The sequence below is a fragment of the Pseudomonas sp. RA_35y_Pfl2_P32 genome, assembly GCF_963970735.1.
Taxonomy (GTDB): Bacteria; Pseudomonadota; Gammaproteobacteria; order Pseudomonadales; family Pseudomonadaceae; genus Aquipseudomonas.
In genome coordinates this window covers 47921-62088 of record NZ_CAXAQF010000004.1, presented here as the reverse complement: position 1 = coordinate 62088, position 14168 = coordinate 47921, and the positions used below count along the sequence as shown (strand labels likewise).

17 protein-coding genes are annotated in these 14168 nt (G+C 62.3%); 7 read left to right on the top strand and 10 right to left on the bottom strand.

Annotation, left to right across the window (positions count from 1 at the left end; genetic code table 11):
* The first annotated feature begins 130 nt into the window (after window positions 1–130).
* Window positions 131–352 carry a hypothetical protein gene (locus AACY45_RS05275; RefSeq protein WP_339544480.1) on the top strand — a complete coding sequence of 74 codons (222 nt, stop codon included), beginning with the start codon at window positions 131–133 and terminating at the stop codon, window positions 350–352.
* Here AACY45_RS05275 and AACY45_RS05270 read toward each other — a convergent pair whose 3' ends face one another.
* Both AACY45_RS05270 and AACY45_RS05265 read right to left on the bottom strand, forming a co-directional pair.
* Window positions 353–583, bottom strand: a complete 231-nt coding sequence (locus tag AACY45_RS05270) for a hypothetical protein (protein ID WP_339544479.1) — start codon at window positions 581–583, stop codon at window positions 353–355.
* Window positions 584–1245: 662 nt separating this feature from the next.
* Window positions 1246–1425 (bottom strand): hypothetical protein, encoded by a 180-nt coding sequence (locus AACY45_RS05265; protein ID WP_339544478.1) that lies wholly within the window; start codon window positions 1423–1425, stop codon window positions 1246–1248.
* Between AACY45_RS05265 and AACY45_RS05260 the strand changes: the two genes are divergently transcribed.
* The 4 genes from AACY45_RS05260 (at window position 1420) to AACY45_RS05245 (ending at window position 3776) form a co-directional block, all read left to right on the top strand.
* Window positions 1420–1869, top strand: a complete 450-nt coding sequence (locus AACY45_RS05260) for a hypothetical protein (RefSeq protein ID WP_339544477.1) — start codon at window positions 1420–1422, stop codon at window positions 1867–1869. The two genes, AACY45_RS05265 and AACY45_RS05260, sit on opposite strands and share 6 nt — an antisense overlap.
* On the top strand, window positions 1869–2072 hold the full coding sequence (locus tag AACY45_RS05255) for a hypothetical protein (protein ID WP_339544476.1): 204 nt from the start codon (window positions 1869–1871) through the stop codon (window positions 2070–2072). The genes AACY45_RS05260 and AACY45_RS05255 overlap by 1 nt, the downstream gene beginning before the upstream one ends.
* 119 nt (window positions 2073–2191) lie before the next feature.
* Window positions 2192–3205, top strand: coding sequence for an ABC transporter substrate-binding protein (locus AACY45_RS05250; protein ID WP_339544475.1), 1014 nt, complete (start codon window positions 2192–2194; stop codon window positions 3203–3205).
* Window positions 3206–3338: 133 nt separating this feature from the next.
* Entirely contained in the window at window positions 3339–3776 is a 438-nt protein-coding gene (locus AACY45_RS05245; RefSeq protein WP_339544474.1) for a DUF3995 domain-containing protein, read from the top strand.
* An 8-nt stretch (window positions 3777–3784) separates the two neighbouring features.
* Here the strand turns inward: AACY45_RS05245 and AACY45_RS05240 are convergent, their stop codons facing one another.
* The 7 genes from AACY45_RS05240 to AACY45_RS05210 form a co-directional block, all read right to left on the bottom strand.
* Window positions 3785–4153, bottom strand: coding sequence for a Na+/H+ antiporter subunit G (locus tag AACY45_RS05240; protein WP_339544473.1), 369 nt, complete (start codon window positions 4151–4153; stop codon window positions 3785–3787).
* The gene (locus tag AACY45_RS05235) at window positions 4150–4428 is read right to left on the bottom strand and encodes a K+/H+ antiporter subunit F (protein WP_339544472.1); all 279 of its coding nucleotides are present in this window, start codon (window positions 4426–4428) and stop codon (window positions 4150–4152) included. The genes AACY45_RS05240 and AACY45_RS05235 overlap by 4 nt, the downstream gene beginning before the upstream one ends.
* Window positions 4425–4913, bottom strand: coding sequence for a Na+/H+ antiporter subunit E (locus AACY45_RS05230; protein ID WP_339544471.1), 489 nt, complete (start codon window positions 4911–4913; stop codon window positions 4425–4427). Before AACY45_RS05230 ends, AACY45_RS05235 begins: the two co-directional genes overlap by 4 nt.
* Window positions 4910–6595 (bottom strand): monovalent cation/H+ antiporter subunit D, encoded by a 1686-nt coding sequence (locus AACY45_RS05225; RefSeq protein WP_339544470.1) that lies wholly within the window; start codon window positions 6593–6595, stop codon window positions 4910–4912. Before AACY45_RS05225 ends, AACY45_RS05230 begins: the two co-directional genes overlap by 4 nt.
* Window positions 6592–6936 (bottom strand): Na+/H+ antiporter subunit C, encoded by a 345-nt coding sequence (locus AACY45_RS05220; RefSeq protein ID WP_005789164.1) that lies wholly within the window; start codon window positions 6934–6936, stop codon window positions 6592–6594. Before AACY45_RS05220 ends, AACY45_RS05225 begins: the two co-directional genes overlap by 4 nt.
* The gene (locus AACY45_RS05215; RefSeq protein ID WP_339544469.1) at window positions 6936–9854 is read right to left on the bottom strand and encodes a monovalent cation/H+ antiporter subunit A; all 2919 of its coding nucleotides are present in this window, start codon (window positions 9852–9854) and stop codon (window positions 6936–6938) included. Before AACY45_RS05215 ends, AACY45_RS05220 begins: the two co-directional genes overlap by 1 nt.
* Before the next feature lie 352 nt (window positions 9855–10206).
* Window positions 10207–11217 carry a DMT family transporter gene (locus tag AACY45_RS05210; protein ID WP_339544635.1) on the bottom strand — a complete coding sequence of 337 codons (1011 nt, stop codon included), beginning with the start codon at window positions 11215–11217 and terminating at the stop codon, window positions 10207–10209.
* Between AACY45_RS05210 and AACY45_RS05205 the strand changes: the two genes are divergently transcribed.
* The gene (locus AACY45_RS05205) at window positions 11212–11775 is read left to right on the top strand and encodes a helix-turn-helix domain-containing protein (protein ID WP_339544468.1); all 564 of its coding nucleotides are present in this window, start codon (window positions 11212–11214) and stop codon (window positions 11773–11775) included. The genes AACY45_RS05210 and AACY45_RS05205 overlap by 6 nt on opposite strands.
* Window positions 11776–11838: 63 nt before the next feature.
* Window positions 11839–13272: an FAD/NAD(P)-binding protein gene (locus AACY45_RS05200; RefSeq protein WP_339544467.1), complete on the top strand. Its 1434-nt coding sequence runs from the start codon at window positions 11839–11841 to the stop codon at window positions 13270–13272.
* A gap of 98 nt (window positions 13273–13370) precedes the next feature.
* Here AACY45_RS05200 and AACY45_RS05195 read toward each other — a convergent pair whose 3' ends face one another.
* Window positions 13371–14138 carry an SDR family oxidoreductase gene (locus AACY45_RS05195; RefSeq protein ID WP_095171437.1) on the bottom strand — a complete coding sequence of 256 codons (768 nt, stop codon included), beginning with the start codon at window positions 14136–14138 and terminating at the stop codon, window positions 13371–13373.
* Between the last annotated feature and the right edge of the window lie 30 nt (window positions 14139–14168).

The following is a 14168-nucleotide window of genomic DNA, read 5'->3' as shown; positions in this document are numbered from 1 at the left end:
CTTCCGCTACCGGCGGGATTGTTACCGGTTATGCAACTAAATAGTGCAGGCTCATCGCTATTTCTCTCCCGGGCTATTCATTACCATAGGCTTATTGTTAGGAAGCTAATGAATATCCCGAGGTGGGTGCATGCAATGTAAAGTCGATGTCGCCGTGATGATTGGCACTGGGGTGCCTGCCGGACTGCGGGCGTTGGGGCAAGCGGTGTGCTGGGTGGTCCTGCTCAATGGCGAACAGTTCGGGACGGCCTTCGGCAGTCGCGCCGAGGCCCAGGCGTGCAAGGATGCCTGGCTGGCGCAATTGAGTGTCCGGCCACCCGAGGTGGCTCGGGCCGCTGCGGCGAAAGCCTGATCAGCCCTTCAGGGCGCCTTGATCCACGGCGAGCTTGAGGGCCTTGGCCGACTCCCTGGCCGCGACAGCTGCCACTTCGCAGGTCTTGAACCAACGGTCTTTTTCGACCTGGTGATAGGTGACGGTGGTCAGCGGTGGTTTGGCACGCATCACAATCACTGCCTGGAATTCGCCGTCGATTTCTCTGGCTTCGCCCCGGATGAAAAACTCGCCGATATCAAATTCGGTCACGTGCGCCTTCCCTTGGAAATTATTCTATTGATTGCAACGCAGTCCGCCGAAGAGGCTGGGTCTCGATGGTCGGGCAGTATGGCAGTTGTTGCAGGGAGGCGGCGCAGTTATGTCATGGGTGTGACGAAACGCCTGCGCCGGTTTTCAGGGCGATGACTTAGTGGCTGACTTCGAGAGTACGGGCGAGGGCACAGGCTGCGTTGTGGCTCATACGGAAACCTCTTACACGACCTGTCGCGGTTTCTGTGATATGAAAGAAGCCATTCCCCGCGAGTACTACTTGATAACGCAGTTGAGGTGGCGCGGGTAGATGGCCGATCATTGCCTGGTAAGTCCCGCCGTGTGCGGTTTGTGGTGAATAGTTGAGGCTGTTGGGGGTTGGGCTGGGAAGGTGTTGTGGGTACATAGGAATTCCTTTTCTATGGTTTGCCGACGGTCGCACGTCACTTTCAGTAGTCTAGAAGCGCTTGGCTGCTCTAGAATCCCCTCCACTGACTGGAGGTAGGTGCTCATCTAAAGCAATTTTCTTCAGGCTATATGTCAGAAAAAATGCTTTTTTTTAAGCGTTTTTTCCCTGAAGTTGATAGTCCAGTAATCTCTGATTGTTAGAGGGAACATTTCCCTCAACATCTGACGACTGCCAGAGACGACGGCACGAGTGGTTATCCAGTAGCCTGCTCTTGCCTTGCGATGAAGCGGTGTTCTACCGGCTTCACGATGACAGCCTGGGTCATTGTTGCGACATCTTCGGTACGGCCGTTTTTTTGCTGCCTGTTTTCTGCCGGCAGTGTCATTTCTGATGTGGAGATATTTCGTTGGCAGTAAGTAATCTCGATATGCACGCTTTGTTTGTGCTGGGTGATTTGCGCGCAAAGCTGGTTAAACAGTTTCAATCCCGTTTTGTCTACATCACCGAGCAAAACCCGGAAGGTATCTACGTCGCCGAGATCGATACCGAATCGGCCCTGGTGGTGGATGACAAACAACGCCTTGAACTCAAGGTCGGCGATCATTTTCGCGCCGCGGTATTACCCAGCCGCGAAGGCGGCAAGTTGGAAATCAAGTTTCGCGAAATCAAACTGACGGTCTATGGCCTGGGTGATTACGCGTTCGTCACCACGGCCGACGGCCACGCCATCGTGTTCAAGGAAGGTCACAGTGTGGTCACCGTGTTTGCTGCGCACCAGCAACTGCAGGAAGGCCTGACCAAGACCCTGAAGGCCGTGACCGCCAAGGCGGCGAAATTCCGCAAGGGTGAGTTGGTGTCGTTCAAGGCCAGTGAGTAATGAGCCTGTCCCGGGCTGATTTTCATCAGCAGCACCTGGCAAGCGCCCGCGATCACGCATTGCAGTTGTTCGCCCAGAAGGCGGTCATGCAAGGCGCCTGGCTGAACTGGGTGGCATCACAGCTTTACCTGTTGCGCCCGGCAGAGTACGCCAGCATGGTGCGCCGAGAGTTGCAGCAGCTGCAGGAACCGCCCACCCGATAAACCTCGTCCCGCGATCACTGGAACCTCTACTACAGTCAATTGACTGAGTAAGCAGAGGCTGGCGTTTTTCCTGCGCCAGGCCGTCCTGTCATCGCTGTGAACAGAACGAGGTGCGAGGCATGAAAGGATTTCGACTGCTGCTGGCCAGCACGTTGACCGCCATTGGCCTGCTGACGTCGCCGACGGCCGCCACGGCCGCCCAGGCGCCGATCCACTTTGCCGACCTGAACTGGGAAAGCGGCAGCCTGATCACCGACATTTTGCGGATCATTGTCGAAAAGGGGTACGGCCTGCCCACTGACACCTTGCCGGGTACCACCATCACCCTGGAAACCGCCCTGGCCAACAATGACATCCAGGTCATCGGCGAGGAGTGGGCCGGTCGCAGTCCGGTCTGGGTCAAGGCGGAAGCTGAAGGCAAGGTGGTGAGCCTGGGGGATACCGTCAAGGGGGCTACCGAAGGCTGGTGGGTGCCCGAGTACGTGATCAAGGGCGACCCGGCCAAAGGCATCAAGCCCCTCGCGCCAGACCTGCGCAGCGTCAGCGACCTGCCGCGCTACAAGGATGTCTTCAGCGACCCGGAAACCCCCGGCAAGGGGCGCTTCCTCAACAGTCCGATTGGCTGGACCTCGGAAGTGGTCAATCAGCAGAAGCTCAAGGCCTATGGCCTGAGTGACAGCTACGTGAATTTTCGCAGCGGTTCGGGGGCCGCACTGGATGCGGAAATCACCTCGTCGATTCGCCGGGGCAAACCGGTGCTGTTCTACTACTGGTCACCGACCCCGCTGCTGGGGCGCTTCAAGCTGGTCCAGTTGCAGGAGCCGCCGTTTGACGCCGAGGCCTGGAAAACCCTGACCGATGCCGACCATCCCAACCCGCGCCCGACCCGTTCGCTGCCCTCCAAGCTGTCGATTGGGGTGTCCACGCCCTTTCAGAAACAGTACCCGCAGATCGCGCAATTCTTCAGCAAAGTCGATCTGCCCATCGATTCGTTGAACAAGGCGCTGGCCGAGATGAGCGAGAAACACAGCACTGCGCGCCAGGCGGCCGAAGCCTTCATGACCGATCATCCGGATGTTTGGAGAGCCTGGTTGCCCCAGGAGATCGCCGACAAGGTGGCGGCGTCGCTGTAGCCGGCGAATCTGCTTTGGCAAGCACATGAAGCATTCGTAATACCGATCGGCATTTCATTGATAAATCGCAAAGCATTGAAGAGTAGTCTGGTCTAGGCTGTTTTTTCTGCCAACGATTCAAGGAATTTCGATCATGACCTTCGTGCTTGCTCAGTGGCTTGCAGGGGCATTTGTGGTGATCAGCCTGATCCATGTGTACTGGGCGCTGGGTGGTCAATGGGCCAATGATGCGGTGGTGCCTTACGTCCCGACGCCCGAGGGCAAGGGGGTGCGCCCGGCCTTCAAACCTTCGTCCCTGGGTACCCTGGCGGTAGCCGTCGGACTGCTGCTGATTGCCCTGATGGTGAGTTTGCGAGTGGGGCTGCTGGTGCCACAGATTCAGCATTGGTCGCTGCAATGGCTGATCAGTGCCATCGCCCTGTTGATGTTTGCCCGGGCCATTGGTGATTCGGACCTGGTGGGGTTTTTCAAGGAACAGGTCGGGTCGAAGTTCGCGCGCCTCGACACCTGGGCCTTTTCACCCCTGTGCGTCGTCCTGGGGGCGGGGCTGCTGACCGTCGCCTGGGTCTGATCAGTCCCTCAACTGCCGCTCTCGTGGCGCCGGCTGCTGACTTCGGCCGGCACGTCATCGCCCGCCATGCGCTTGCGGAACAAGGCCGCGCGCGCCAGCAGCAGGGTGGTCACCGGCATGGTGATCGCCAGCAGCACCGGGATCAGCCACGCATGGAGCACCGGGCTGGATTTAAGCGTCGAAAAATAGATGATCGACGCCAGCGCTACGCACCAGGCCCCCAGGGTCGAGGCCAGTGCGGGCGGGTGCATGCGCTGGAAGTAGTCCTTCAGGCGCACCAGGCCGATGGCACCGATCAGGGCGCACAGGCTGCTGATCACCAGCAGAATGGCCACGGTGATCTCGACCCACAGGGGCAATTGAGCAGCCTGGTTCATTCGATCACCTCGCCACGCAGGAGGAATTTCGCCAAGGCAAAGGAGCCGACGAAGCCGAACAGCGCAATCAGCAGCGCCGCTTCAAAGTAGGTGTCGCTGGCATAGCGGATGCCCAGCACCAGCATCATCAGCATGGCGATGATGTACAGGTAGTCCAGCGCCAGGACCCGGTCCTGGGCCGAGGGGCCCTTGAACAGGCGGACCAGGGTCAGCACCATGGCCAGGGAAAACACAAACAGGCTGAACAGAATCGCATTGGCGAGCAGGGCACTCATTCGAAGATCTCCATCAGGGGGCGCTCGTAAGTCGCCTTGAAGTGCTCGATGAATTGCGCCTCGTCATCCAGGTCGAACACATGCAGCAGCAGAATGCTGCGATCCAGTGCCAGCTCCGACCAGACCGTGCCGGGAACCACCGTGGTGATCATCGACAGCGCCGCCAGGCCGTTGGCGTCGCGCAAGTCCAGCGGCACCTTGACGAACCGTGAGTGCGGCGGGCGTCGCTTGGCGTTCAAGACGCTCCAGGCCACGGCCAGGTTCGATCCCAGCACGTCACGCCCCACCAGCAGGAACAGACGCAGGATCACCCCTGGGCGGCGGATGCGGATCGGTAACGGGCGCAGCTTGCGCATCATCAGCGGGGCACAGAAGCCCAGCAGCGCACCGAGCAACAGGTTGCCCGGGCTGACCGACAGGTTCAGCACCAGCCACAGCACCCACAGCGCCAGGGATAACCAGGGAGCCGGAAACAGACGCCTCATGGGTGTACCTCCTGCGCCGCGGCCTGGGCGTCGGGGCTGGGCACGGCGTGGGTGCCGAGCACGGCCATGACGTATTGCTGGGGATTGTTCAGGGTGTCGGCGGCGGCCTGGGTGAAGCGCATCAGCGGTTCGGCCTTGAAGGTCAGCAAAATGCTCAAGGCCAGCAAGCCGAAGATCGGCACGCACTCCAGGCGCCGCAGTACCGGTGGCTGGCGTTCTTCCGGGGTCCAGAAACGCTGGATGCCCAGGCGCGAGAACGCGATCAGTGAGGCCAGCCCGGACAGGATCAACAGCGCCAGCAGGCTCCAGGCCGCGGTCGACACCGGCTGCCCCGAGGACGCGCCCAAGCCCAGCGGATTGAGCAGGGCGCTGAGCAGGCTGAGCTTGCCGATAAAGCCCGAGAGCGGCGGCATGCCGATGATCAGCAGGGCGCAGGCAATGAAACTGAGGCCGAGAAAGGCCATGGTCCAGGGAATGACCTGGCCGACCACGGCTTGTTGTTCGTCATCGAGGTTGATGCCTTTGGTCGGCGAGCTCACTCCTAGTGGGCGCGGCAAGGCTTCGGCTTCGTCATCCAGAGGGATTTCCACCGCCGTGCGCGAGCGCTCGATCAGTTCTGCCAGGAGAAACAGCGCACTGAGGGCCAGGGTCGAGCTGACCAGGTAGAACAGCGCCGCGGCCACCAGGTTCGGCTGGGCAAAGCCGATGGCCGAGAGCAGGATGCCGGCCGAGACCAGGATGCTCAGGCTGGCCATGCGTTCCAGGCGGCGCGCGGAGAGGATTGCCAGCGCCGCGCAGACAATGGTCGCCATGCCGCCGTAGATCAGCCAGTCACCGCCGAAATACGCCGAGGCGCCGGCCTGGCCGGAAAACAGCAGGGTCCACAGCCGCAGCAGGGTGTAGACGCCGACCTTGGTCATGATCGCGAACATCGCCGCCACCGGCGCGCTGGCCGAGGAGTAGGCGGGCACCAGCCAGAAGTTCAGTGGCCACATCCCGGCCTTGGCCAGGAACGCCACCGCAAGAATCGCCGCGCCGGCATGCAGCAGGCCGCGATCGGCTTCGGACACCAGGGGAATCTTCAGCGCCAGGTCAGCCATGTTCAGGGTGCCGGTGACGCCGTAGATCAGCGCCGCGCCAATCAGGAACAGCGAGGAGGCCAGCAGGTTGATCGAGATGTAGTGCAGGCCCGCTGACACCCGGGTGCGTCCCGAGCCGTGCAGCATCAGGCCGTAGGAGGCCGCCAGCAGCACTTCGAAGAACACGAACAGGTTGAACAGGTCGGCGGTCAGGAAGGCGCCGTACAGGCCCATCAGTTGAATCTGGAACAGCGCATGGAAACTGGCCCCGGCCCCGTCCCAGCGGGCCATGGCGAACAGCAGGGCGCTGACGCCAATGATCCCGGTCAGGACCAGCATCAAGGCCGACAGGCGATCGACCACCAGCACGATGCCGAACGGCACCGGCCAGTTGCCGGGCAGGTACACGCCGATGGAATTGGCTACGCCCTGTTGCTGAGTCCAGTACAGCAGCATCACCGAGATCCCCAGGCCGATCAGGCTGGAAAACAGGTTCAGCCGGGCCTTGAGCGGGCGATGTTTTTCCCCCAGCAGCAGCATCAAGGCCGCCGTCAGCAATGGCAGGAGGATGGGGGCGGCGATCAGATGTTGCATCCAGTTCATTCTTTAGGCTCCCGGCCATCGACATGGTCGGTGCCGGTCAGGCCCCGGGATGCCAGCAGCACCACCAGGAACAGCGCAGTCATGGCAAAGCTGATGACGATGGCGGTGAGCACCAGCGCCTGAGGCAGCGGGTCGGTGTAGTTCAGCAAGTCCTGGGGCACACCGTCCTTGATGATCGGCTCCTTGCCGATAAACAGGCTACCCATGCTGAAAATGAACAGGTTGACCCCGTAGGACAGCAGGCACAGGCCCATCACCACCTGGAAGGTCCGCGGGCGCAGTACCAGCCAGACCCCGGAGGCCGCCAGTACGCCGATGGCAATTGCGATGACTTCTTCCATCAGGCCGCTCCTGGCTTGGCAATGGGTTTGGACTGGCTGCTCGGCTTGTGGCCGCGCACCGATTGGTGCGCCAGGGCCGTCAGGATCAACAGGGTCGAACCGACCACCACGGCATATACGCCGATGTCGAAGAACAGCGCGCTGGCGATATGGATATCACCCAGCAGTGGCAAGCTGAGGTGCCAGGTATGGGTGGTCAGGAACGGATAGCCCGCCGCCATGGCACCCAGGCCGGTGACGCTGGCGAACAACAGCCCGGTGCCCATCCAGCGCAAGGGACGCAGGCTCATCTGCGCCTCGACCCATTGGGTGCCGGCGACCATGTATTGCAGGATGAACGCCACCGACATCACCAGGCCAGCGACAAAGCCGCCGCCAGGCTGGTTGTGCCCGCGCATGAACAGGTAGAGCGAGACCACCAGGGCAATCGGCAGCAACAGGCGCACCAGCACTGCCGGGACCATCATGAAGCCCAGGGCGGTGTCGCTGGCCTGGCGCGGGTTGACCAGGTCGGTGACCACGTCCGGCGCCAGTAGGCGCTGTTGCGCCGGCAGCTGCATGCTTTCCTTGGGCGGGCGGAAGCGTCGCAGCAGGGCGAACACGGTCAGCGCCACGGCCGCCAGCACGGTGATTTCGCCCAGGGTGTCGAAGCCGCGGAAGTCCACCAGCATCACGTTGACCACGTTGCTGCCGCCACCTTCGGGCAAGGCGCGGCTGAGGTAGAACGAGGAAATGTCGTTGGGTGTCTGGCGGGTCAGCATGGCGTAGGACAGCAGCGCCATGCCGGCACCGACCGCGATCGACAGCAACAAGTCGCGCAGGCGGCGCACCTTGGCCCGGGCTTCGCTGCCCGGCAGTGGCGAGACGTCCTCGATCCGCCGTGGCAACCAGCGCAGGCCCAGCAGGATCAGCACGGTGGTCACCACCTCGACCACCAGTTGGGTCAGGGCCAGGTCCGGGGCCGAGAACCAGACGAAGGTGATGCACGTCATCAGGCCGCAGACACTGACCATGGTCAGGGCGGCAAGACGGTGGTACTTGGCCTGCCAGGCGGCGCCGAGGGCGCAGACAATCGCCAGCAGCCACAGGGTGACAAAGACAATCGACCCCGGGATCTTCGGCCGGTCGCCCCAGCTGATACCGCTGCCGAGCATCGGGATCAACCCGGCCAGCACCGCCGCCAGCACCAGCAGGAACAGTTGTGCCTGCAGGCGCTTGGTGCTGATCCGACGCTCCAGGCGGCGGGCCAGACGCATCATCACCACCAGGCTGCGTTCGAACAGGCGCTTGCCGTTGAACCGGCCAATCAGCGGTGGGTACTTGAAGCGCCCGTGCTTGAACTGGTTGCGCAGCAGCAGATAGAGAACGATGCCGCAGGACATCGCGATCAAGCTCATGATCATCGGCGCATTGAGGCCGTGCCAGATCGCCAGGCTGTACTCGGGCAAGGTGCCGCCGACGACCGGCAAGGCGGCCGCGGCCAGCAGCGGGCCGACCACCTGGGCCGGGAAAATCCCCACCACCAGGCAGGTGAACACCAGCAACTCGACTGGCGCGCGCATCCAGCGCGGCGGCTCGTGGGGGGGGTGGGGCAGGTCGGTGGCAGTCGGGCCGAAGAACACGTCGACGGTGAAGCGCAGGGAATACGCGACGCTGAAGGTGCCGGCGATGGTCGCGATGATCGGCAGGCTGGTCTCGACCCAGGCGGTGGCGTTGATGAACACCGTTTCGGCGAAGAACATCTCTTTGGAGAGGAAACCATTGAGTAACGGTACGCCGGCCATCGAGGCGCTGGCGACCATGGCCAGAGTGGCGGTGAACGGTATCAGGCGGATCAGGCCGCTGAGCTTGCGGATGTCACGGGTGCCACTTTCGTGGTCAATGATACCCGCGGCCATGAACAGCGAGGCCTTGAAAGTGGCGTGGTTGAGAATGTGGAACACCGCCGCGACCGCTGCCAGCGGACTGTTCAGGCCCAGTAACAGGGTGATCAGGCCCAGGTGACTGATGGTCGAGTAGGCCAGCAGGCCCTTGAGGTCGTTCTGGAACATGGCGCAGTAGGCGCCGAGCAACAGGGTGCAGGCTCCGGCCCCGCTGACGATGTAGAACCATTCTTCGCTGCCGGACAGCGACGGCCATAAGCGCGCCAGCAGGAACACGCCGGCCTTGACCATGGTTGCCGAGTGCAGGTAGGCCGAGACCGGTGTCGGCGCGGCCATGGCGTGGGGAAGCCAGAAGTGGAAGGGGAACTGCGCGCTTTTGCTCAAGGCGCCGATCAGGATCAGGGGTAACAGGATGGGGTAGAGCGCGTGGGCACGAATCAGATCACCGGCGGCCAGGACCTGGTCCAGGTCATAGCTGCCGACGACATGGCCAAGCAGCATGACCCCCGCCAGCAGGCACAACCCACCGGCACCGGTCACCATCAACGCCATGTAGGCGCCGCGGCGGGCGTCCGCACGGTGGTGCCAGTAGCCGATCAACAGGAACGAGAAGAGGCTGGTCAGTTCCCAGAAGAACACCATTTGAATCAGGTTGCCGGAAATCACCAATCCGAGCATGGCGCCCATGAACGCCAGGAAAAATGCGAAGAAGCGCGGCACCGGGTCTTCGGGCGACATGTAGTAACGGGCGTAAAGCGACACCAGGGTGCCGATGCCCAGCACCAATATGGAGAACAGCCAGGCGAACCCGTCCATGCGCAGGACGAAGTTCAGGCCGAGGCTGGGCAACCAGGTAAACTCTTCGCGAATAACCCCGCCATCGGCGATTTGCGGGTACAGCAAGGCTACCTGGAGGGTGCCGATGAGGGCGACCAGTCCAGCAAGAATCGATTCAGCATTACGTGCATTGTGGGGCAGCAAAGCCGCCAGACAGCTGCCAATGAATGGCAGAAGCAGTAGAACTATCAGGGACATAGGCTTCTATTCTGCGCAAGTTTGTGAAGGATCATACTTGCCGAGGCCAGGATCACCAACTGCCAAGCTGTGGCGGGATCCTACAAGTTAGACCGAACATGGCTGTGTAACATTGTTTCAGTGGGGGGTGGGTATTGGGGGCATATCCGTTGCTGCGGTAACAGCTACTTAGGGTTTCGCCCTTGCGGCGAGGCACTTTTGGCAAACGCCGGAGTGCCGGCCCAGCCCAAAGTATCCAAAAGGTCTCGTCCCAAGCGTTTGAACAGCGCTTCGCGCCAATCCCCGGATGGATACCTTCGCTCAGCCTGCAACGCGTCGAATCGGATTTCCCTGCGGGGAAATACCCCTGCACCTACACGGCGTCCGGCACCTGAGCTTCAGTCTTCACCCTGGCCTTCCGCTCGCTAACGATCACCGCCAGCACGATCAACGCCGCGCCAACCAGCGCAAGTCCCGGCAGCCGTTCCCCGGCAATCCTTCCGACAATCCCGGCCCACACCGGTTCGCCGGCGTAGATCAGGGTCGCGCGGGTCGGTGAGACGCTTTTTTGCGCCCAGTTCATCGCCAGTTGAATCACTGCGCTCGCGGCGCCCAGGCCCAGGGCGCTGGCCAGCAGGAACCAGGAGAACCCGGGGATGACTTCCCCGGTCGGTACAATCATCAGCATCGCCAGGATCGAGGCAGTCGCCAGTTGCACCACCGTGACCCGCCGCACATCGACACGGCCGGCGTAGCTGCTGATCAGGATGATCTCGGCGGCGATGGCCACGGTACTGATCAAGGTCACCATCTCGCCTGCGTTGAAGTTCAGTGACGCCCCGGCTGGGCCGCAGATCAGCATCAATCCGGCAAAGGCCAGCATGATGCCGATGCTGGGCATCAGCCCTGGCCGGCGCCCCATCACCAGCCATTGCAGCAAGGGCACGAAGGGTACATAGAGTGCGGTGATGAAGGCCGACTGGCTGCTGGGAATGGTCTGCAGACCAACCGTTTGCAGGCCAATGCCGATCATGATCGCGACGCCGATGAAGAACCCGGCCCTGAGCTCGAACAGCGTCAGGTCACGCAGGCTGCGCCAGGAGAACAGGGCGACCAGGCCTGCGGCGGCGGCAAAGCGCAGGCCGACGAAGAACATCGGTCCGCTGACGGTCATGGCGTGCTGCACCAGGAGGAAGGTGCCACCCCAGATCATGGTGATCAGCACCAGCACGCACTCAGCCTTGCTTAAACGCAGGCGCGGGGAGGAGGGTTTGCAAGGGGTTGCTGGCGTCATGGTCTTGCGCGCTACCTGAGTGGGACGCACAATGCGTCGACAGTTGGGCAGTATACTGCGCAACCCATACAAGTGAGCAATATAGTGCACAAAGACAACGGCCAACGCGCCTCCGTCCTGCAACACGTCAGCCAGAATGTTCGCCGCCTGCGCCATGCCGCCGAAATGAGCCAGAGTGCGTTGGCAGAAAAGTCCGGGGTCAGTCGGCGGATGTTGGTGGCGATCGAGGCCGGCGAAAAAAATGTCAGCCTGACCACCCTCGACCGGGTCGCCGAAGCCCTGGGCGTGGCGTTCAGCGACTTGATCCAGGCCCCCGATGCCCGTGACCCGAGCCGCATCAACGAGCTGGCCTGGGCCGGGGCGATCCCGGGCAGCCAAGCGGTGTTGCTGGCCAAGGCCAGCGCCAGTCGCGAGGTGGAGTTGTGGCAATGGCGGCTGGAACCCGGTGAAAACTATTTGTCGGAAGCAGATGCCGACGGTTGGAGTGAGCAGGTGTATGTCTTCGAGGGCAGCCTGACGGTGGTGCTGGGCGATGAGGAACGGGTATTGTCGAGCGGCGAGTTCATCAGTTTTGCCAGCAACTGCACCCACGCCTATCGCAACGATGGCGCCGTGGCGGTCAGGTTTGTCCGTAACGTGGTGATTTGAACTTCATCCAGATTCTCTAAAAGCCACATAACTAATTGAATTTTAAACAATTATGATGGATTCATGAGCGAAATCCTCTGCGAGCAGACACCACCGCACGTCCGTTGCGCCGATATCCTGATCGTCGGTGGTGGCTTGAGCGGGGCATTACTGGCGGCGCAATTGCTGCGCCTGCCGGGAGGGCGCCAGGTGCTGGTGATAGAGCCTCGCGCCGAACTGGGCCGTGGCGAGGCCTACAGCGCCGTCGAACTGGGCCATACCCTCAATGGCAACGCGGCACGGATGAGCGTCGACCCGGACAATGCCGATGACCTGAGCCAATGGCTCGGCGCCTTCATTGCAGATGGTGGCTGGCCGGAATCGGCGGAGCAAGCGGTGCCGGTCGCCGAACTGTTCCCGCCGCGGGGGCTGTTCGGGGTCTACGTGCAACAGCGCCTGGCGCAAGCGCAGGAGCAAGGTGCTCTGCAGGGCTCGAGCGTCGAGCATGTGCGCGGCGAGGTGGTGGATTTGCAGGTCGATGACCAAGCCACCTGGTTGACCTTGAGCGACGGTAGCTGGCTACGGGGTGATTTTGCCGTGCTGGCTACCGGTATGTTCCCAGCGGCGAGAACCCCACAGACCTGCTCCAGTGGGCTCAACGCAGCGGCACTCGACCCCTGGGACGTGGCGGCCATGGCCCGACTCGATCCGCAAGCGACGGTGATGATCATCGGCTCCGGCCTGACCATGGTCGATGCCGTGGTCTCGTTGGAGCAGGCCGGCCATCGTGGGCCCATCGAAGTGTTCTCCCGGCACGGCCTGTTGCCCCATGTGCGGCGGCAACCGCCGGAGTGGGTGGACTTCCTGGCCCTTGACCGGAACATCCGCAGTCCCCGGCAACTGCTACGTGAGCTACGCCACCAATGCCGGACGGCGCAGGCCCAGGGCATCGACTGGCAAGCCCCTCTGGACACCGTGCGCGCCCATATCGCGCGCTTGTGGAGCCAGGCCACGGACGTGCAGCGACGGCAGTTCGTGCGGCATGTGCGGCCCTGGTGGGAAAGCCATCATCACCGCTCGCCGCCCCTGAGCGCCGAGTTGGTGGCGCGCCTGCATGAGCAGGGGCGGTTACGGATTCACGCGGCGTCGTTCAAGGGGCTGCTGCCGGCGCAGGAGGGGCGGCTCCGCCTGGCGCTTCGGCGGCGCGGCGAGACTGAAGTGTCGGTGGTCAGCGGCGATGCCTTGATCAACTCCAGTGGCATTGAATACGACTGGCGTCGGGTCGCTCGGCCGTTACCCCGGCAGTTGCTGGCCCGAGGCTTGATCCAGCCGGGGCCGCTGGCCCTCGGAATCGCGGCGGGAGCGGACGGGGCGGTGATCGACGCCCAGGGCCAGGTGGCCCGACGGCTGTTCGCCATGGGGCCACCCTTGCGCGGCATGTGGTGGGAAAGTACTGCGGTGACGGATGTGGCAAGCCAGGCCAAGGCGCTGGCGCAGCGGTTGGTGCGAGGGGGCTGATACCCCCCCGTAGGAGCTGCCGAAGGCTGCGAGCTTTTGATCTTGTTCTTTTGTCGGCCTAAAGATCGCAGCCTCGCGGGCTCGGCAACTGCTACAGGTCAGGACAGGAAACCACCGTCCACGTTCAACGAAACCCCGGTGGTGTAGCTGGACGCATCGCTCGCCAGGTACAGCACCGCGCCCGCCATTTCACTGGGGGCGGCCACGCGCTTGAGCGGGATCTGTTGCAGCGCGGTGTTGAGGATCGCGTCGTTCTTGACCAACGCCGAGGCGAACTTGGTGTCGGTCAGGCCCGGCAGCAGGGCGTTGCAACGAATGCCGAACTGCGCGCACTCCTTGGCAAAAACCTTGGTCATGTTGATCACCGCGGCCTTGGTCACCGAGTAGATACCCTGGAAGATGCCCGGCGAAATTCCGTTGATCGACGCCACGTTGATGATGCTGCCGCCGCCGTTCTCGCGCATCAGCTTGCCGGCTTCCACCGACATGAAGAAGTACCCACGGATGTTCACATCGACGGTTTTCTGGAAGGCGCCCAGGTCAGTGTCCAGCACATTGCAGAATTGCGGGTTGGTCGCGGCATTGTTGACCAGGATGTCCAGGCGTCCGAATTGTTCGCGGATCCCGGCAAAGACCTGGCTGATCTGCTCCATTTCCCCGATATGGCAAGCAATTGCAGTGGCCTTGCCGCCCTCGGCGATGATGGCGTCGGCCACATGCTGGCAACCCTCGAGCTTGCGGCTCGACACGATCACATGGGCGCCTTGCTGGGCCAGCAGCCGGGCAATGGCCTCACCGATGCCGCGGCTGGCGCCGGAGACAAATGCGATCTTGCCGTCGAGGTCGAACAACTGAGTCTTGGACATGGTTTTTCCTTGTGAGGGGCGTGGCGCTGG

What these genes read in the sequence shown, in the direction of transcription:
- AACY45_RS05250 (WP_339544475.1), top strand. Translation starts at nt 2,192, where the DNA reads ATGAAAGGATTTCGACTGCTGCTGGCCAGCACGTTGACCGCCATTGGC.
- AACY45_RS05245 (WP_339544474.1), top strand. Translation starts at nt 3,339, where the DNA reads ATGACCTTCGTGCTTGCTCAGTGGCTTGCAGGGGCATTTGTGGTGATC.
- AACY45_RS05230 (WP_339544471.1), bottom strand. Translation starts at nt 4,913, where the DNA reads ATGAGGCGTCTGTTTCCGGCTCCCTGGTTATCCCTGGCGCTGTGGGTG.
- AACY45_RS05220 (WP_005789164.1), bottom strand. Translation starts at nt 6,936, where the DNA reads ATGGAAGAAGTCATCGCAATTGCCATCGGCGTACTGGCGGCCTCCGGG.
- AACY45_RS05240 (WP_339544473.1), bottom strand. Translation starts at nt 4,153, where the DNA reads ATGAACCAGGCTGCTCAATTGCCCCTGTGGGTCGAGATCACCGTGGCC.
- AACY45_RS05200 (WP_339544467.1), top strand. Translation starts at nt 11,839, where the DNA reads ATGAGCGAAATCCTCTGCGAGCAGACACCACCGCACGTCCGTTGCGCC.
- AACY45_RS05215 (WP_339544469.1), bottom strand. Translation starts at nt 9,854, where the DNA reads ATGTCCCTGATAGTTCTACTGCTTCTGCCATTCATTGGCAGCTGTCTG.
- AACY45_RS05275 (WP_339544480.1), top strand. Translation starts at nt 131, where the DNA reads ATGCAATGTAAAGTCGATGTCGCCGTGATGATTGGCACTGGGGTGCCT.
- AACY45_RS05255 (WP_339544476.1), top strand. Translation starts at nt 1,869, where the DNA reads ATGAGCCTGTCCCGGGCTGATTTTCATCAGCAGCACCTGGCAAGCGCC.
- AACY45_RS05225 (WP_339544470.1), bottom strand. Translation starts at nt 6,595, where the DNA reads ATGAACTGGATGCAACATCTGATCGCCGCCCCCATCCTCCTGCCATTG.
- AACY45_RS05235 (WP_339544472.1), bottom strand. Translation starts at nt 4,428, where the DNA reads ATGAGTGCCCTGCTCGCCAATGCGATTCTGTTCAGCCTGTTTGTGTTT.
- AACY45_RS05260 (WP_339544477.1), top strand. Translation starts at nt 1,420, where the DNA reads ATGCACGCTTTGTTTGTGCTGGGTGATTTGCGCGCAAAGCTGGTTAAA.
- AACY45_RS05195 (WP_095171437.1), bottom strand. Translation starts at nt 14,138, where the DNA reads ATGTCCAAGACTCAGTTGTTCGACCTCGACGGCAAGATCGCATTTGTC.